Here is a 17,059-nt window from a genome sequence, read left to right as displayed (position 1 = left end):
TTTGCAACCGGTTGCAAAATACGTATCGTGAGAGTCGAAACGCCGCAAGCGGCATTCGCGACTAGTCACGAAATTCTGGAAGGGCTGCCCCGCCATGACCGCATCACAGGGAACCGTTCGCCTCACCACCGCGCAGGCCATCATAAGATGGCTCGCCAACCAGTATATCGAGATCGACGGAGAGGAGCTGCGCGTCTGCGGTGGCGGCTTCGGCATTTTCGGCCATGGCAACGTCACCTGCCTCGGCGAGGCGCTGCACGGCATGCAGGCCGAGCTGCCGCTCTATCGCGGCCAGAACGAGCAGGGCATGGGCTTCGCCGCCGCCGGTTACGCCAAGCAGTGGCTGCGCCAGCGCTTCATGTTCTGCACCGCGAGCGCCGGGCCCGGCACGATGAACCTGCTGACCGCCGCCGGTCTCGCCCATGCCAACCGGCTGCCGATGCTGCTTCTGTGCGGCGACGGCTTCGTCACCCGGCTGCCCGATCCGGTGCTGCAGCAGATGGAGAACTTCGGCGATCCGACCTTCGGTGTGAACGACGCATTCAAGCCGGTGGTGCGCTACTGGGACCGGATCACCCATCCGGCGCAGGTGATCCAGTCGCTGCCCGCCGCGCTCGCGACGCTGCTCGACCCGGCCGATTGCGGCCCGGCCTTCATCGGGCTGCCGCAGGACGTGCAGGGCTGGGCCTGGGATTTCCCCGAGGCGATGTTCGAGAAGAAACTCCACCGCATCCGCCGCGTCGCTCCCGACGAGGCCGAGATCGCGGATGCGCGCGCCGCGCTGCTTGCGGCGCAGCGGCCGATGATCATCGCCGGCGGCGGCGTGCAGTATTCGCGCGCGGCAGAGGAGCTTGCCGCCTTTGCCGAGGCGCATCGCATCCCTGTGGTCGAGACCATCGCGGGCCGCGCCAACCTTCTGGCGGAGCATCCGCTCAACATCGGGCCGATCGGCGTGACAGGCTCGGACAGCGCCAACGCCATCGCAGAGGAGGCGGATGTGATCCTCGCCGTGGGCACGCGGCTCCAGGATTTCACCACCGGCTCCTGGACCGCCTTCGCTGCCGATGCCCGGATCGTGGCGATCAACGCGGCCCGGCACGACGCAGGCAAGCATCGCGCGCTGCCGGTGGTCGGTGACGCGAAGCGGGCAATCGAGGCATTGGGCCAGGGGCTCGACTACGCGGCCCCGGCCGGCTGGGTCGAGAAGGCGCAGCAGCAGCGCCGCGCCTGGGACGCCTATGTCGCCGAGAACGTGAGGCCCGGCAACCGGCCCAACTCCTACGCGCAGGCGATCGGCGTGGTGAACGATCTGTGCCACCCGCGCGACCGCATCGTCGCGGCGGCGGGCGGGCTTCCGGCCGAGGTGACGGCGAACTGGCGCACGCTGGGGCTCGGCACGGTCGACGTGGAGTTCGGGTTCTCCTGCATGGGTTACGAGATCTCGGGCGCCTGGGGCGCGCGGATCGCGCAGGCGCAGCGCGAGCCCGAGCGCGACACCATCGTCTTCATCGGCGACGGCTCCTACATGATGATGAACAGCGATCTCTACTCGGCGGCGCTGAGCCGCAAGAAACTGATCGTGCTGGTGCTCGACAATGGCGGCTTCGCGGTCATCAACAAGCTGCAGAACAACACCGGCAACGAGAGCTTCAACAACCTGCTCGCCGATTGCCCGACCATCCCCGAACCCTTCGCCGTCGATTTCGAGGCGCATGCCCGTGCGCAGGGCGCCGAAGCCGTGACCGTCGCCAACCCGGCCGAGCTGGGCGAGGCGTTCGAGCGGGCCAAGGCCTCCGATCGCAGCCAGGTCATCGTCATGAAGGTCGACCCCTACGAGGGCTGGACCACGCAGGGCCACGCCTGGTGGGAGGTCGGCACGCCCGAGGTGACCACGAGCGAGCGGGTGCGCGCCGCGCATGAGAACCAGGAATCGGGCCGCGCCCGGCAGCGGCGGGGGGTGTGATGCTGGACCGGTTGAAGGGACGCCGCTTTCTGGTGATCGGCCGCGTCGGCATGGACCTGACGCCGATGCCGCCCGGCACCCGCACCCGCGAGGCCACGGAGATGATGGTGTCGATGGGCGGCAGCTCGGCCAATATCGCAGCCGGGCTGGTGAAGCTCGGCGGCACCGCCTCGCTGGTGACCTGCGTGTCGGACGACGCGGTCGGCTGGTACTGCGAGGACCAGCTCGACGCCTATGACATCGAGCGGGTCCATGTGCGCCGGGTGAAGGGCGAGGAGCGCACCTCCCTGGCGCTCGTCGAGGCCCGCGTCGCGGAGCATCAGAGCGTCATCTACCGCAACAACGCCGCCGATTTTCGCATGAATGTCGAGGATGTCGAGGCGGTGGATTACACCCGCTTCGACGCGGTGATCACCACCGGCACGGTGTTCGCCGCCGAGCCCTCGCGCGCCGCGGCTTTCCGCGCCTTCGAGCTGGCGCGCGCGGCCGGGCTGCCGGTGATCTTCGACGTCGATTACCGCCCCTATAGCTGGCCCTCGCCGCAGGTGGCCTCCGAGGTGCTGTCGCGCGCCGGCGCGCTGGCGGACGTGATCGTCGGCAATGACGAGGAGTTCGGCTTCATGGCGGGCGGCATCGAGAAGGGCTTTGCCCATGCCCGCGCGCTCGCCGAAAGCTCCGATCTGGTGGTCTACAAGATGGGTCCCGAGGGCGCGGTGACCTTCGCGGATGGCGAGGAGCTGCGCACCGGCATCTATCCCGTCGACGCGCTCAAGCCCACCGGCGCGGGCGACAGCTTCATGGCCGGGCTGATCTCGGGCCTCGCCGAAACGCGGCCCCTGCGCGAGGCCGTGCTGCGCGGCTCGGCCTGTGCCTCGATCGTCGTGGCGCGGCCCGGCTGCGCCCCGGCGATGCCTGATCCGGCCGAATTGCAGGCCTTTCTCGACACCCATCCCGGCCCGACCCAAGGCTGAAAGGACTTCCCATGCACATCGCTCCCCATGACAACCGCAACCGGCCCATCGTCGATGCCGAGCACGATCTGGTGCCGCTCAACTACTTCAACATCGTCAAGCTGCGGCAGGGCGAGAGCTTCGACTATGCCGTGCCGGGCTACGAGACCTGCGTGGTGCCGGCGACCGGCACGGTCGATGTCGACGTCGAGGGGATGGGCTTCGCGAGCCTCGGCGGGCGCGGCGTCGATGTCTGGGACGGCGAGCCCGAGGGCGTCTATGCGCCCGTGGGGGCCGAGGTGCGCATCACCTGCCGCAGCGAGGCGGCGGAAATCTTCGTCGCGGGCGCGAAATACGACCGGGTGCTGGAGCCCTTCGACGTGCGGGCCGATGCGCTCGACGTGGTGCAATACGGCTCGGACGACACCAAGACGCACCGCAAGATCAAGCACATCCTCGGCGCCAAGCAGCATGGCAAGGTCGGCCGCCTGCTGGTGAGCGAGCTCTACACCGTGGGGCAGGGCGGCTGGTCCGGCTTTCCCTCCCACAAGCACGACACCGACCGGTCCGAGAATGGCGAGATGATCGAGACGCGCCACGACGAGACTTACAACTTTCGCTTCCGGCCCGATTACGGCTCGGGGCTGCAGATGCTCCAGCGCGAGGACAACGCGCCGGGCGACGCCTACCACGTGGTGAACGGCTCGACCGTGCTGATCGACAAGGGCTACCACCCCTGCGCGGTGCTGCCGGGCTACGAGATGTATTACTTCACCATCCTCGGCGGGCTGAGCCAGCGCAGCCTCAAGCAGTATTTCCAGCCGACCCACGCGGCGCAGCTGCACACGATCCCGGGGATCATGGACATGGTGGCCAAGTTCAAATGACGCTCGCGACGCTTTCCGAGGTGCTGGGGCCCGCGAACCGCGACGGCTACGCGGTGGCCGGCCTCGTGACGCTGGGCTGGGAGGACATGCGCGCCTATGTCGCCGCCGCCGAGGCCGAGGGCGTGCCGGTGATCCTTCAGGCCGGGCCGTCCTGCCGCAAGCACACGCCGCTCCCGATCCTCGGCGCGATGTTCCGGCATCTGGCCGAGGCGGCCTCGGTGCCGGTGGTGGCGCATCTCGACCACGGCTACACCGAAGCCGAATGCCGCGAGGCGATCGCGGCGGGCTTCACCTCGGTGATGTTCGACGGATCGAGGCTGCCGCTCACGGAGAACATCGCCCGCACCGCCGAAATCGCCGCCATGGCGCATGCGGCTGGGGTGTCCTGCGAGGGCGAGATCGGCTTCGTCGGCTATGCGGGCGGCGAGGGTTCGGCCGGGACCGATCCTGAGGAGGCGGCGCGTTTCGCGCGCGAGACGCGGATCGACGCCATGGCGATCTCGGTCGGCAACACGCATCTGCAGCCCGGTGGCTCGGGCGGCGGGCTCGACGAGGCGCGAATCCGTGCCATCGAGGCGGTGACCGAGGTGCCGCTGGTGATCCATGGCGGCTCGGGCGTGCCGCATGCGCAGCGCCGGGCGCTGGCGCGGGGATCGCGGATCGCCAAATTCAACATCGGCACCGAGCTGCGCATGGAGTTCGGGCGGGCGCTGCGCGCCGCCGTCGCGCGCGATCCGGAGCGGTTCGACCGGGTGGCGATCCTGTCGGAGCTGCACGACCCGCTGGTCGCGGCGACGCGCGAGGTGCTGCGCGGGTTCAAGCGAGACTAGCCTGCCGGGGCGGGAATTGGCCTTGGGCCGGGTGTGTCACGGGGGCGGCGGCGGCGTGCCGCCCCCGTTCGTCTTCAGGCGGGCAGCGGCACGGCCTGCGCCGTCGCCCGGGCCTCGGAGCGGGCGAAGAAGACGTAGTAGAACACCGGCGCCGCGATCAGCGTCAGCACCGAGGCGAAGGCCAGGCCGCCCATGATGGTCACCGCCATCGAGACGAAGAAGGCGTCGCCCAGAAGCGGCAGCATGCCCAGGATCGTCGTCGCCGCCGCCAGTACCACGGGCCGCAGGCGCGACACGCAGGCGGTGACGATTGCCTCGCGAAGCTCGACCCCTTCGGCGCGCACCAGGTCGATCTCCTCGACCAGCACGATGCCGTTCTTGATCAGCATCCCCGACAGCGACAGCAGGCCCAGAAGCGCGGTGAAGGTGAAGGGCAGGCCGGTGCCCAGTAGCCCCAGTGCCACGCCGTTGACCGACATCGGCACCAGAAGCCAGATGATCACCGGCTGCTTGATCGCGTTGAACAGCAGCACCGAGATCAGCACCATCACCAGCAGCGAGAGCGGCAGCTGGCGGCCGAGACTCTCCTGCGCGTCGCTGGAGCTTTCGAACTCGCCGCCCCAGTCGAGCGCGTAGCCCGGCGGCACCTCGATCGCCTCCACCGCCGCGCGGACCTGTCCGAAGACCTCGGCCGCGGTGCGCTCGGGCGGGATGTCGGCACCGACGGTGAGGGTCGGCACCCGGTCGCGGCGATGCACCAGCGTGTTCTGCACCTCGTAGTCGAAGCCGTCGATCACCTGCTCGATCGGCAGGAAGTGCTGGCCGGTATCGGACCAGACCGGCTGGTCGCGCAGGTCGGAGGTGGCGTCGCGCGGCAGCCGCACCGTGATCGGGATCAGCCGCTCTCCCTCGCGGTAGACGCCGCTTGAGACGCCCTCGGTGGCGAAGCGCAGCGCGTTGGCCACGTCGTCGCGGCTGATCCCAGCACTCTGCGCACGGTCGGTGGCGTAGTCGGGGCGCAGCACCAGCTCGGGCTCGCGCCAGTTGGTGCGCGGGTCGAGGATGTCGGGCGAGGCGGCGCTCAGCACCGCGATCACCTCGTCGCCGACCGCGCGCAGCACGGCCGGATCGGGGCCGGACACCCGGACCTCGATCGGGTCGCCGCCGCCCGGCCCGAAGACCAGCCGCCGCGTGCGGAACTCGCCCGCCGGCAGCGCCTCGCGGCCGAACCGCTCCAGATCCGCCTGCAGCGCCGGGATGGTCGAGATGTCCTCGGTGCGGATGATCATGTGGCCATAGCTGGGGTTGGCGTTCTCGGCGGCGTAGGTGAGCATGAAGCGCGTCGCGCCCTGACCGGCAAAGGTCGTGTAGGAGACGACCTCGTCGCGCTCGGCCAGCCAGTCCTCGACCAGCGCCAGATCGGCGGCGGTCTGCTGGATCGTGCTGCCTTGCGGCAGCTTGTGATGCACGAAGAACAGCGGCGTGTTGGAGTTCGGGAAGAACTGCTGCCGGATCTGGCCGAAGCCCGCGAAGCAGACCAGCGTGATCGCGATCAGCGCCGGGATCACCAGCCAGCGCGCGGTGATCGCGCCGCGCAGGAGCGCGGCATAGCCACGGAACAGCGCGCCGTCATAAGCGCCCGCGCCGCCGGCGGTGCCGCGCTTGAACAGGTAATGGCCCAGAAGCGGCGTCACCGTGATCGCCAGCACCCAGCTCAGCAGCAGGGAGATGCCGATCACCGCGAAGAGCGAGAACATGAACTCGCCGGTGGCGTCGGGCGACAGCCCGATCCCGGCGAAGGCCATGATGCCAATCACCGTGGCGCCCAGGAGCGGGATCTGGGTCTTGCCCGCCGTCTCGGCCGCCGCCTCGCGCGAGGATTTGCCGCCCTGCATGGCGATCTGCATCCCCTCGGCGACGACGATGGCGTTGTCGACGAGCATCCCCATGGCGATGATCAGTGCGCCGAGCGAGATCCGCTCCATCTCGATCGCGAAGACCGCCATGAAGAACAGCGTGCCGACCACGGTGAGCAGCAGGGTCGCCCCGACCACCACTGAGGCGCGCCAGCCCATGAACAGCGCCAGCACCGCGACCACGATCGCGACCGACATGGCGAGGTTCACGAGAAAAGCGTTCGACGCCTCCTCGACCACCAGGTGCTGCTGGTAGATCGGGCTGAGCTCGACCCCGGCGGGGATCTCGGAGAAGAGCTCCGCCAGCCGATCGTCGACGCGGTGGCCCACGGCGACGATGTTCTCGGTGGCGAGGCCCGCCACGCCGAAGGTGAAGGCCTCCGTGCCGTCATGGCGCAGGATGAGCGAAGGCTGTTCGACCCGGCCGCGATGCACCTCCGCCACGTCGTAGAGGTTGAGGATCTCGCCGCCGACCCCGACCGAAAGGCCGGAGATCTCGGAGACCGTGTCGGAGCCCTCGGGCGCGGCGATCCGCACCCGCCGTCCGGCGGCGTCGACCGTGCCGGCCGGGACCACGGAATCCGCGCTGGCGAGGGCGCCGACCAGTGCCTCGGCCGGCAGGTTCTGCGCGGCCAGCAGCGCCAGCTCGGGCTCGACGAAGATCGCCTCCTGCGGCAGGCCCGCCAACTCGACATCGGCCACGCCCTCGACCGCCAGCAGCTCGCGCCGCAGCCATGTGGCGAGGCGGTGGATCTCGGCGTCGGAGTAGCCCGGCGCGGTGACGGCGTAGTAGAGGCCGAACACATCGCCGAAGCTGTCATTGACCAGCGGCTCGCCGACGCCCGAGGGCAGGTCGCGCGCCGCGTCGCGCACCCGCGCGCGCAGCTTGGTCCAGATGCCGGGCAGCTCCTCGCCGCCATAGGTCGACTTCACCTCGACCTCGATCAGCGAGACGCCGGGGCGGTTGGTCGAGGTGATCCGGTCGATCTCGCCCATCTTCTGGATCGCGGATTCGAGCGGCTCGGACACCTCGCGGGCGACCTGCTCGGCCGAGGCGCCGGGATAGGAGGTGACGATCACCGACTGCTTGATGGTGAAGGCGGGGTCCTCGAGTCGACCCAGCGTGGCGAAGCCCCAGATGCCGCCGAGAAGGCAGCCCAGGATCAAAAGCCAGGTCAGGATCGGCTTCTCGATGGAGGCGCGTGCGATGGTCATGACTTGCGCGCTCCTTACTGCGGGAAGCCGGCGAAGCGGCGCACCGCCTGGCCGTCTTCGAGCGCGGCGGCGCCAGCGGCGACGATCTCGGCGCCGCGCTCGACCCCGCCGGTGACGAGGAAGCCGCCGTCATCGGCGATTTCGATCTCGACCTCGCGGGCCAGCACGCGGCCCCGGTCGGGGCTGTCGCCGGGCTCGAAGACCATCACCTCAACGGTGCCGTCGAGATCGCCGACCAGCGCGGTCGGCGGCACCGGCAGCCCGCCGATTGCGCCGTCGAGCCGGGCGGTCACGGTGACCGAGGAGCCGGGCAGCACGTCGGGCGCGCTTTCGGCCTCGAAGGCCAGCGTCAGGCCGAAGCTCTGGCCCACGGCCGTGGCGTCGGAGGTGAACTCGCGGATCACCAGCGGGAAGCTTTCGGCAAGGCCGGGAAAGCGCGCGGTGATCTCGACATCGGGGTCGCGCCCGGCGCGCTGGAACAGGATCTCGGGCACCTCGACTTCGACGCGCAGTTCGGACATGTCGTGCAGCCTTACGATCGGCGTGCCGGCCCCGACGGTGGTGAAGTTGGCGACCAGACGCTCGGCGACCAGCGCCTCGAAGGGTGCGTCGAGGCGCGCCTTGGACAGCGCGCGCTCGGCGTCGCGCTGCGCCACCCGCGCCAGCTCGGCATTGGTGCGCGCCTCCTCCTGCGAGGCCTCGCTCACGGTGGAGCGGCTGAGCTGGTTCAGCCGGTCGAGGTCGCGCGCGGCCTGGGCCTGGCGCAGCTCCGCCTCCTCGAGCGCCAGCTCGAAGGGTTCGGGGTCGAGACGGGCGACCAGATCGCCCGCGGGGATGATCTGGCCTTCGAGGACGGGAAACTCGACCAGCTGGCCGCCGATCTGGAAGGCGAGATCGACGGTCTGGCGGGCGGCCACCTGGCCGTAGAATTCGCGGGTGAGCGCCGTGTCTTCGGCGCCCAGCACCATGAGCTTGACCGGGCGGGGCGCCGCGTCGGTGGCGGCCTGCTGGGCGGCGCCCTGGCTGGCGAGCAGCGTCAGCGCCGCGAGGAAGGGGAGGAGGCGGGTCAAAACGGCAATCCTTTCGGCAGGCCTTCGGCCTTGATGTGGGCGCGGATGCGGGCCAGCAGGTCGCCCAGAATGTCGAGATCGGCCTCGGGCAGGCCGGTGGCGTCGCGCAGCGCCTGCGACGCCTCCGCGAGCATCTCCTCGCGGCGGGCGCGGCCCGTGTCGGTCAGCTCGATCAGCCAGGCGCGGCGATCCTCGGGGTCGCGGCGGCGCTGGACCAGCCCGCGCGTCTCGAGCCCGTCGACCAGCGCGGTGAGGCTCGAGGGCAGGGCCTGCATGCGGCGGGCGAGATCGCCCATCCGGCTCGGCCGCGACAGCCGCAGCAGCGTCAGCCGTTCCTGCTTGGACAGGTCGGGCTCGGCACATTCGAGCCGGTCGTGCAGCGCCCAGTAGAGCAGCACGATCCCGAGCAGCATGTCGCCGCGCCCGCCGTCGATCTCGTCAATGTCGGTCATCCGGGTACTCCGCGTGTTGCGAGTCGCCGCGGACATACTTCATGAAATGAAACATTCATATCGAAAAATAAACTGCGGCGCTGCGCCGGTCCCGGCATGCGGCAAGTCCCGGTCCGCTCGGCGGGCCGGGACAGGCGTGTCGCATTGTTCGAAAGTGGCCGCGTCGGGTGAGCGATACCGGTGGTATCGTCTGCTTTTGTTTCTTTATGTATACCATTATCAAACTGGACCGATGCTGTATGGCCGAGGATGGATTTGCTGGGTTGGTCCATTGGTTTGATCCGCGGAGGCGGGAGTGGAGGCGGACCGATGACCGTGACTTTCAAGGATGTTAAGGCTGATCTGCTCGACCAGATCGCACGCGGGGCGATGCCGCCGGGCAGCCTCATGCCGAACGAGATCGACCTTGCAGAGAGCTATGGTTGCGCGCGGGCCACGGTGAACCGGGCGATGCGGGAGCTGGCCGACGAAGGCATCGTCGAGCGCAAGCGCAAGGCGGGCACGAGGGTGCGGATGACGCCGATCCGGCAGGCCCGCTTCTCTATCCCCATCGTGCGGGAGGAGATCGAGGCCCAGGGGGCGGAGTATCGCTATGCGCTGGTCGATCGGGCGGTGCAGGAGGTGCCGGACTGGCTGCGGGGCCGGCTGGAACTGACCACCGGTCAGCAGGTGCTGCATCTGGTGTGCATGCATTACGCCGGCGGCATGCCCTACCAGCACGAGGATCGCTGGATCAATCCCGAGGTCGTCCCGAGCGTGACGGAGGCTGACTTCTCGACCACCGGCCCAAACGAGTGGCTGGTGGCCGAGCTTCCGTTCTCGAACGCCGAGATCGCCTTTTCGGCCGTCGAGGCGGACCGCGATCTCGCCGATCACCTCGGGTGTTCGCCCGGTGACGCCCTGTTTCGCGCCGAGCGTACGACCTGGCTTCGGGGAAAGGCCATCACGCTGGTGCGGCTGACCTATCGGCGCGGTCACAGGATGACCACGCAGTACTAGGGCGCGAAGCCCGCCCCGGCGGAGGCGGGCGCGGGCATTGGTGGGCGGTCAGAGTATGCCGGGCAGGTTCAGCCCGTGCTCGCGCGCGCATGTCCTGGCGATGTCGTAACCCGCGTCGGCGTGGCGCATCACACCGGTGGCCGGGTCGTTCCACAGCACGTTGGCGATGCGCCGGTCGGCATCCTCGGTGCCGTCGCAACAGATCACCATGCCGGAATGCTGGCTGAACCCCATGCCGACACCACCGCCGTGATGCAGCGACACCCAGGTCGCGCCCGAGGCGGTGTTCAGCAGCGCGTTCAGGAGCGGCCAGTCGGACACCGCGTCCGAGCCGTCCTTCATCGCCTCGGTCTCGCGGTTCGGCGAGGCGACCGAGCCGCTGTCGAGGTGATCGCGGCCGATCACCACCGGCGCCTTCAACTCGCCATTGCGGACCATCTCGTTGAAGGCCAGCCCCAGCTTGTGACGCACGCCCAGGCCCACCCAGCAGATCCGCGCGGGCAGTCCCTGGAAGCTGATCCGCTCGCGCGCCATGTCGAGCCAGTTGTGTAAATGCGGGTCGTCCACCAGTTCCTTGACCTTGGCATCGGTCCTGTAGATGTCCTCCGGATCACCCGACAGCGCGCACCAGCGGAACGGGCCGATACCCTTGCAGAAAAGCGGGCGGATATAGGCGGGTACGAAGCCGGGAAAGGCGAAGGCGTTCTCCAGACCCTCTTCCAGCGCGACCTGGCGGATGTTGTTGCCGTAGTCGAGCGTCGGCACGCCGGCATTCCAGAAATCGACCATCGCCGCGACCTGCACCTTCATCGAGGCGCGCGCGGCGTTCTCCACCGCCTTGGGATCGCTTTCCTGCTTGTCGCGCCATTCCGCCACGCTCCAGCCCTGCGGCAGGTAGCCATGGATCGGATCATGGGCCGAGGTCTGGTCGGTGACGATATCGGGGCGCACGCCGCGCCTCACCAGTTCGGGGAACACGTCCGCCGCGTTGCCGATCAGCCCCACGGATTTCGCCTCGCCGGCCTTTGTCCAGCGCTCGATCATCTGCAGCGCCTCATCCAGCGAATGGGTGATCTCGTCGACATAGCGCGTGCGCTTGCGGAATTCGGCGCGGGTCTCGTCGCATTCCACCGCGAGGCAGCAGGCGCCCGCCATGACGGCGGCCAGCGGCTGCGCGCCGCCCATGCCGCCCAGTCCCCCGGTCAGGATCCAGCGCCCTGTGAGGTTACCGTCGTAGTGCTGGCGCCCGGCCTCCACGAAGGTCTCGTAGGTGCCCTGCACGATGCCCTGACTGCCGATATAGATCCAGGACCCGGCAGTCATCTGGCCGTACATGGCCAGGCCCTTCTTATCCAACTCGTTGAAATGGTCCCAAGTCGCCCAATGCGGCACCAGGTTCGAGTTCGCGATCAGCACCCGCGGCGCGTCCTTGTGGGTGCGGAACACGCCCACCGGCTTGCCCGACTGCACCAGCAGGGTCTGGTCGTCCTCCAGTTCCTTCAGGCTGGCGACGATGGTGTCGAAATCCTTCCAGGTGCGCGCCGCGCGCCCGATGCCACCATAGACCACCAGCTCGTGCGGGTTCTCGGCCACATCCGGGTGCAGGTTGTTCATCAGCATCCGCATTGGCGCCTCGGTCAGCCAGCTTTTGGCGGTAATCTCGGAGCCGGTCGGAGGATAAACGTCGCGGATATTGTGACGGGGATCGGTCATCATTTGCCTCCAAAAGACGGGGCCAGATCGGCCAGGGATTCGAGAATGCGGGCGAGAAGCCTGCGCAGACCGTCGGCCTTTTCGGCGTCGAAGACCCATGGCGGGGCCTCCTCGGTCAGGTAGTTTGATTGTGCCAGCTCCATCTGGATCGCGTGCAGCCCCTCGGCCGGGCGACCGTAATGGCGGGTGGTCCAGCCGCCCTTGAAGCAACCGTTGACGGTCGTGGTGTAGCCGTCCGCCTGCTCGCAGATATCGCGCGTCGCGGCCTCGATGGCGGGCGCGCAGGTCGCGCCCATGTTGGTGCCGATGTTGAAATCCGGCAGCGTGCCGTCGAAGAGAAACGGGATATGGCTGCGGATCGAATGGCAGTCGTAGAGGATCGCCACGCCATGGCGTTGGCGGATCCGCTCCAGCTCTGCCTCGAGCGCGGCGTGATAGGGCGCGTGATAGGCGACACGGCGTGCCTCGATCTCCTCGGCGTCGGGCGCGTCGTCCCAGATCGGTTCGCCGTCGAAATCGGTCAGCGGCACCAGCCCGGTGGTGTTCCGCCCCGGATAGAGGCTCTGGCCCGAGGGATCGCGGTTGGCATCAATCACATAACGGTGGAAGGTGGCGCGCACGGTCGTCGCGCCGGGCAGCAGGCCGTCATAGAGCCTGTGGATGTGCCAGTCGGTATCGCGCAGCTCCCGCCCGCCTGCGTTCAGCCGGGCACGGACATCCTCGGGCAGCCATGTTCCGGTATGCGGCAGGCCCAGCACGACCGGGCCGTCGCCGCGGGTGACCTCGACCGGGGTCATGCGCCCAGCTCCGGCATCGGCGTGCCGGCCGCCTCGACGACATCCGCGCCGCGCACCAGCGAGGCGGCCGCTTCGAGATCGGGGGCCATGTAGCGGTCTTCGGTCAGGGTCGGGACATGCGCACGCAGGCGGTTCAGCACCGCTTTCAGCGGCGCGCTGGTGGAAAGCGGCGCGCGGAACTCGATGCCCTGCGCGGCGCACAGCAATTCCACGCCAAGGATGCGCTCCAGGTTCGCCACCATCCGGCCCAGCCGCACCGCGCCATGCGCGGCCATGCTGACGTGGTCCTCCTGGTTGGCCGAAGTCGGCGTCGAGTCGGTCACGCAAGGATTGGCGAGGTGCTTGTTCTCGCTCATCAGCGCCGCTGTCGTCACTTCGGCGATCATCAGCCCCGAGTTCAGGCCCGGGGCGGGGGTCAGAAAGGGCGGCAGGTCGAAGCTCAGCGTCGGATCGACGATCAGCGCGATGCGGCGCTGCGCGATGGCGCCGATCTCGGCCACGGCGAGCGCGATCATGTCAGCGGCGAAGCCCACCGGTTCGGCGTGGAAATTTCCGCCCGAGACGATCAGCCCCGCCTCGGTCAGCACCAGCGGGTTGTCGGTGGCGGCGTTGGCCTCGATCTCCAGCGTGCGGCCGGCCATGCGCAGCATGTCCATCGCCGCGCCGGTCACCTGCGGCTGACAGCGGATGCAATAGGGGTCCTGCACCCGGCTGTCGCCCTCGCGGTGGCTTTCGCGAATCTCCGAGCCGTCGAGCAGGGCGCGCATGACCGACGCGGCCTCGATCTGCCCGGCATGGCCGCGCAGGGCATGGATTTCCGGCTGCAGGGGCGCGGTGGAGCCCATGATCGCATCGGTCGACATGGCCGAGGTCACCAGCGCCGCTTGCATCGCGCGCCAGGCGTCGAACAGCCCCGCCAGCGCGAAGGCGGTGGAAAACTGGGTGCCGTTGATCAGCGCCAGCCCCTCCTTGGCACCAAGCTCCACCGGCGCGAGCCCGGCGCGCTTCAGCGCCTCGGCGCCGGGCAGGGTTTCGCCCTCGAAGACAGCTTCGGCATGGCCCATCATCACTGCGGCCATGTGGGCCAGCGGCGCCAAGTCGCCCGAGGCGCCGACCGAGCCCTGCACCGGGATGACCGGCGTCACGCCGCGCGCCAGCATCTCCTCGATCAGGGTGATCAACTCCATCCGCACGCCAGAGGCGCCGCGCCCGAGGCTGAGCAGCTTCAAGGCCATCATCAGCCGGGTCTGCGCGCGCGGGATCGGATCGCCCACGCCGCAGCAATGCGACAGGATCAGGTTGCGCTGCAGGGTCGCCGTGTCCTCAGCCGCGATCTTGACCGAGGCGAGCTTGCCGAAACCGGTGTTCACGCCATAGACCGCCGCTTCGCCATTGGCGGCGGCGGCGATCCGGGCGGCAGCCCTCTCGATGGCTCCATGGCAAGCGGGATCGAGGCGCAGGGCGGCTTCGTCGCGATACAGGCGGGCAAGATCGGCCAGCGTCACCGCGCCGGGGGTGAGCGTCAGACTGGTCATTGAACGGCTCCGAAAATGCGGGAATGCAGCGGGTTGAACCCGATGCGATAGGATAGCTCGGCGGGCGCCTCGACATCCCAGACCGCCAGTTCGGCCCGCTGGCCGGGGGCGATGGTGCCGACATCGCCCAGCCCGAGGGCGCGGGCGGCGTTCACGGTTACGCCGCGCAGCGCCTCCTCGGGTGTCAGGCGGAACAGGGTGCAGCCCATGTTCATCGCCAGCAGCAGCGAGGTCAGCGGCGACGAGCCCGGATTGGCATCGGTGGCGATCGCGATGGGCACGCCGTGATCGCGCAGCATTCGCACCGGCGGCGCTTGCGTCTCTCGCAGCGTGTAGAAGGCGCCGGGCAACAGAACCGCGACCGTACCGGCCCCGGCCATCGCCCTCACGCCGGCCTCGTCGAGATATTCGACGTGATCGGCCGAAAGCGCACCGTAACCCGCCGCCAGCGCCGCGCCGCCGAGGTTCGACAGCTGTTCGGCGTGGAGCTTCACGGGCAGGCCGAGCGCCCGCGCCACGTCGAAGACCCGCGCGATCTGGGCGGGGGAAAAGGCGATGCCCTCGCAAAAGCCGTCTACCGCGTCCGCGAGCCCTTCCGCATGGGCGGCCCGGAGCGCCGGGATGCAGACCTCGTCGATATAGGCGTCGGCCCGGTCCCGGTATTCGGCCGGCACCGCATGGGCGCCGAGGAAGCTGGTCTTCACCCGTACCGGTCGGTGCTTCTCGACCGCCCGCGCCACCCGCAGCATGCGCAGCTCGGTTTCGAGGTCGAGCCCGTAGCCCGACTTGATCTCCAGCGTGGTGACCCCTTCGGCGATCAGCGCGTCGGCGCGGCGCAGGGCACCGGCCAGCAGCGCCTCCTGCGTCGCCTCCCGCGTCGCGGTGACGGTCGAGACGATGCCGCCGCCCGCGCGCGCCACCTCCTCGTAGCTGGCCCCGTTCAGACGCATCTCGAATTCGGCGGCGCGGTCGCCGCCATGCACCAGATGGGTGTGGCAGTCGATCAGCCCCGGCGTCACCAACCGCCCGCCCAGATCGACCCGCTCGGCCCCGGCGAGATCGGACGGCAGGTCGGCGCGCGCGCCGATCCAGCGGACATGCCCATTCTCGATGGCAATGGCCCCATCCGAAACCAGCCCGTAGGGCGCGTCCCCGGTCAGGGTGGCGGCGGTCAGATTGGTCAGCAGCCGGGGCGCTTCAGGCATCGGGCATGTCTCCAGATTCTGCTTTCCTCTTATCGGCGGCTCGCTTATATGTCTATACATAATAGCTTTAAGGTCGCAAGATATGGCCGTGATATACGCGAAGCAGGCTTTGCTGGACGAAGGCTGGGCGACGAATGTCCGGCTGGATCTGCGGGATGGCAGGATCGTCTCGATCAACCCCGGCACCGGACCCGAAGCCAATGATACCCGCGTGGACACGCTGCTGCCGGCGCTTGGCAACTTGCACAGCCACGCCTTCCAGCGCGCGATGGCGGGCATGACCGAATTCCGACAGGCCGGGCGGGACAGCTTCTGGACCTGGCGCGAGCTGATGTACCGCTTCATGGAGCGCCTGACCCCGGAACAGATCGAGGCGATCGCGGCGCAGGTCTATGTCGAGATGCTGGAGGCGGGCTATGCCAGCGTCGGAGAGTTCCACTACATCCATCACCAGCCCGGCGGCGCGCCCTATGACAACATCGCGGAGTTGTCGGAGCGGATCTTCGCGGCTGCATCCCGGACCGGCATCGGGCTGACGCACCTGCCGGTGCTCTACAGCTATGGCGGCGCGGGACAGGCCGAGCTTAGCGCGGGCCAGCAGCGCTTCGGCAACAACGTGGACGATTTCGAGCACCTGTTCGACGCGGCCTCGGCGGCGCTGCGGCACCTGCCGGGGGATGCGCGGATCGGCATCGCACCCCATTCCCTGCGCGCCACCTCGCCCGGGGAGCTGTCGCGGCTGGTGGCGCGGCACGGGCAGGGGCCGATCCACATCCACATCGCCGAGCAACCCCGCGAAGTGCGCGAGATCGAAGACTGGCTGGGCGCACGCCCGGTCGAATGGCTGCTCGACAATCAGCCGGTGGACAACCGCTGGTGCCTGATCCACGCGACCCACATGGCGGATGCCGAAACACATGAAATGGCCGCGAGCGGTGCCATTGCGGGGCTGTGCCCGATCACCGAGGCCAATCTCGGCGACGGGGCGTTCAATGGCCCGGGCTATGTCGAGGCCGGCGGAAGTTTCGGGATCGGGTCGGATTCCAACGTCAGCATCTCGCTGACAGAAGAGCTCCGCATGCTGGAATATTCGCAGCGCCTGCGGGACATGAGCCGCAACGTGCTGGTCCCGGGCGAGGGGTCTGTCGGCCGGTTTCTTTACACCTCGGCCGCGCGGGGGAGCGCGCAGGCCCTCGCCCGTGCCTCAGGTTCGATCGCCACCGGCAATCTGGCCGATCTTGTCGCGATCGACAGCCAGTCCGCCGCGCTCTGCGCGCTTTCGCGCGACAGACTGCTGGACGGCCTCGTCTTCGCCGCGACGGACCGCGTCGTCACCGATGTCTGGAGCGCCGGGCGGCATGTGGTGCGGGGCGGGCAGCACGTTGAACGGGACGCCGTCTTCGCAGCCTATCGCTCGGCAATCGAAAGACTGGTCGCAACCTGATCCTGCCGGCTCGAATGTCCGACATCTCATGAGGTGAAGGATTCCAGAGCCACTGCCCCTCCGATGCGCCCGGGCTGCAGCAT

The 17,059-nt window shown here is 68.8% G+C and carries 13 protein-coding genes; 6 read left to right on the top strand and 7 right to left on the bottom strand.

The features are described 5' to 3' along the window. The first annotated feature begins 94 nt into the window (after positions 1-94). Genes iolD through T8T21_RS16290 form a run of 4 tightly spaced genes read left to right on the top strand, consistent with a single transcriptional unit; the run spans position 95 to position 4,630 of the window. The gene (gene iolD / locus T8T21_RS16305; protein WP_322337738.1) at positions 95-1,963 is read left to right on the top strand and encodes a 3D-(3,5/4)-trihydroxycyclohexane-1,2-dione acylhydrolase (decyclizing); all 1,869 of its coding nucleotides are present in this window, start codon (positions 95-97) and stop codon (positions 1,961-1,963) included. Beyond that, a complete protein-coding gene (gene iolC / locus T8T21_RS16300; RefSeq protein ID WP_322337737.1) occupies positions 1,963-2,934 on the top strand; it encodes a 5-dehydro-2-deoxygluconokinase in 972 nt (323 codons plus the stop codon). The genes iolD and iolC overlap by 1 nt, the downstream gene beginning before the upstream one ends. A gap of 11 nt (positions 2,935-2,945) precedes the next feature. After that, positions 2,946-3,800 (top strand): 5-deoxy-glucuronate isomerase, encoded by an 855-nt coding sequence (locus T8T21_RS16295; RefSeq protein WP_322337736.1) that lies wholly within the window; start codon positions 2,946-2,948, stop codon positions 3,798-3,800. Further along, entirely contained in the window at positions 3,797-4,630 is an 834-nt protein-coding gene (locus T8T21_RS16290) for a class II fructose-bisphosphate aldolase (RefSeq protein WP_322337735.1), read from the top strand. Before T8T21_RS16295 ends, T8T21_RS16290 begins: the two co-directional genes overlap by 4 nt. A 74-nt stretch (positions 4,631-4,704) precedes the next feature. Here T8T21_RS16290 and T8T21_RS16285 read toward each other — a convergent pair whose 3' ends face one another. The 3 genes from T8T21_RS16285 to T8T21_RS16275 are packed head-to-tail and all read right to left on the bottom strand — an operon-like array spanning position 4,705 to position 9,283. Beyond that, positions 4,705-7,761: an efflux RND transporter permease subunit gene (locus tag T8T21_RS16285; RefSeq protein WP_322337734.1), complete on the bottom strand. Its 3,057-nt coding sequence runs from the start codon at positions 7,759-7,761 to the stop codon at positions 4,705-4,707. A gap of 14 nt (positions 7,762-7,775) precedes the next feature. Further along, positions 7,776-8,831 carry an efflux RND transporter periplasmic adaptor subunit gene (locus T8T21_RS16280; protein ID WP_322337733.1) on the bottom strand — a complete coding sequence of 352 codons (1,056 nt, stop codon included), beginning with the start codon at positions 8,829-8,831 and terminating at the stop codon, positions 7,776-7,778. Beyond that, positions 8,828-9,283 (bottom strand): MarR family winged helix-turn-helix transcriptional regulator, encoded by a 456-nt coding sequence (locus T8T21_RS16275; RefSeq protein WP_322337732.1) that lies wholly within the window; start codon positions 9,281-9,283, stop codon positions 8,828-8,830. The genes T8T21_RS16280 and T8T21_RS16275 overlap by 4 nt, the downstream gene beginning before the upstream one ends. 309 nt (positions 9,284-9,592) lie before the next feature. Here T8T21_RS16275 and T8T21_RS16270 point away from each other — a divergent pair, with 309 nt between their 5' ends. Further along, positions 9,593-10,282 (top strand): GntR family transcriptional regulator, encoded by a 690-nt coding sequence (locus tag T8T21_RS16270; RefSeq protein ID WP_322337731.1) that lies wholly within the window; start codon positions 9,593-9,595, stop codon positions 10,280-10,282. 48 nt (positions 10,283-10,330) lie between these two features. Here T8T21_RS16270 and hutU read toward each other — a convergent pair whose 3' ends face one another. Genes hutU through hutI form a run of 4 tightly spaced genes read right to left on the bottom strand, consistent with a single transcriptional unit; the run spans position 10,331 to position 15,532 of the window. Continuing rightward, positions 10,331-11,995 (bottom strand): urocanate hydratase, encoded by a 1,665-nt coding sequence (gene hutU / locus T8T21_RS16265; RefSeq protein ID WP_322337730.1) that lies wholly within the window; start codon positions 11,993-11,995, stop codon positions 10,331-10,333. Then, positions 11,995-12,792 carry an N-formylglutamate deformylase gene (gene hutG / locus T8T21_RS16260; RefSeq protein WP_322337729.1) on the bottom strand — a complete coding sequence of 266 codons (798 nt, stop codon included), beginning with the start codon at positions 12,790-12,792 and terminating at the stop codon, positions 11,995-11,997. The genes hutU and hutG overlap by 1 nt, the downstream gene beginning before the upstream one ends. After that, complete coding sequence (hutH, locus tag T8T21_RS16255) at positions 12,789-14,327, bottom strand: histidine ammonia-lyase (protein ID WP_322337728.1); 1,539 nt, start codon at positions 14,325-14,327, stop codon at positions 12,789-12,791. The genes hutG and hutH overlap by 4 nt, the downstream gene beginning before the upstream one ends. After that, positions 14,324-15,532: an imidazolonepropionase gene (gene hutI / locus T8T21_RS16250; protein WP_322337727.1), complete on the bottom strand. Its 1,209-nt coding sequence runs from the start codon at positions 15,530-15,532 to the stop codon at positions 14,324-14,326. Before hutI ends, hutH begins: the two co-directional genes overlap by 4 nt. A gap of 82 nt (positions 15,533-15,614) precedes the next feature. Here hutI and T8T21_RS16245 point away from each other — a divergent pair, with 82 nt between their 5' ends. Next, a complete protein-coding gene (locus tag T8T21_RS16245; protein ID WP_322337726.1) occupies positions 15,615-16,976 on the top strand; it encodes a formimidoylglutamate deiminase in 1,362 nt (453 codons plus the stop codon). Positions 16,977-17,059: the final 83 nt, after the last annotated feature.

It is taken from the genome of Limimaricola variabilis (assembly GCF_034371605.1).
GTDB lineage: Bacteria > Pseudomonadota > Alphaproteobacteria > Rhodobacterales > Rhodobacteraceae > Limimaricola > Limimaricola variabilis.
Note: the sequence above shows the minus strand (reverse complement) of the source record. Positions and strands in the feature narration are given on the sequence as shown.

What these genes read in the sequence shown, in the direction of transcription:
- hutU (WP_322337730.1), bottom strand. Translation starts at nt 11,995, where the DNA reads ATGACCGATCCCCGTCACAATATCCGCGACGTTTATCCTCCGACCGGC.
- T8T21_RS16295 (WP_322337736.1), top strand. Translation starts at nt 2,946, where the DNA reads ATGCACATCGCTCCCCATGACAACCGCAACCGGCCCATCGTCGATGCC.
- T8T21_RS16290 (WP_322337735.1), top strand. Translation starts at nt 3,797, where the DNA reads ATGACGCTCGCGACGCTTTCCGAGGTGCTGGGGCCCGCGAACCGCGAC.
- T8T21_RS16285 (WP_322337734.1), bottom strand. Translation starts at nt 7,761, where the DNA reads ATGACCATCGCACGCGCCTCCATCGAGAAGCCGATCCTGACCTGGCTT.
- hutH (WP_322337728.1), bottom strand. Translation starts at nt 14,327, where the DNA reads ATGACCAGTCTGACGCTCACCCCCGGCGCGGTGACGCTGGCCGATCTT.
- hutG (WP_322337729.1), bottom strand. Translation starts at nt 12,792, where the DNA reads ATGACCCCGGTCGAGGTCACCCGCGGCGACGGCCCGGTCGTGCTGGGC.
- iolC (WP_322337737.1), top strand. Translation starts at nt 1,963, where the DNA reads ATGCTGGACCGGTTGAAGGGACGCCGCTTTCTGGTGATCGGCCGCGTC.
- T8T21_RS16275 (WP_322337732.1), bottom strand. Translation starts at nt 9,283, where the DNA reads ATGACCGACATTGACGAGATCGACGGCGGGCGCGGCGACATGCTGCTC.
- T8T21_RS16270 (WP_322337731.1), top strand. Translation starts at nt 9,593, where the DNA reads ATGACCGTGACTTTCAAGGATGTTAAGGCTGATCTGCTCGACCAGATC.
- T8T21_RS16245 (WP_322337726.1), top strand. Translation starts at nt 15,615, where the DNA reads ATGGCCGTGATATACGCGAAGCAGGCTTTGCTGGACGAAGGCTGGGCG.
- hutI (WP_322337727.1), bottom strand. Translation starts at nt 15,532, where the DNA reads ATGCCTGAAGCGCCCCGGCTGCTGACCAATCTGACCGCCGCCACCCTG.
- iolD (WP_322337738.1), top strand. Translation starts at nt 95, where the DNA reads ATGACCGCATCACAGGGAACCGTTCGCCTCACCACCGCGCAGGCCATC.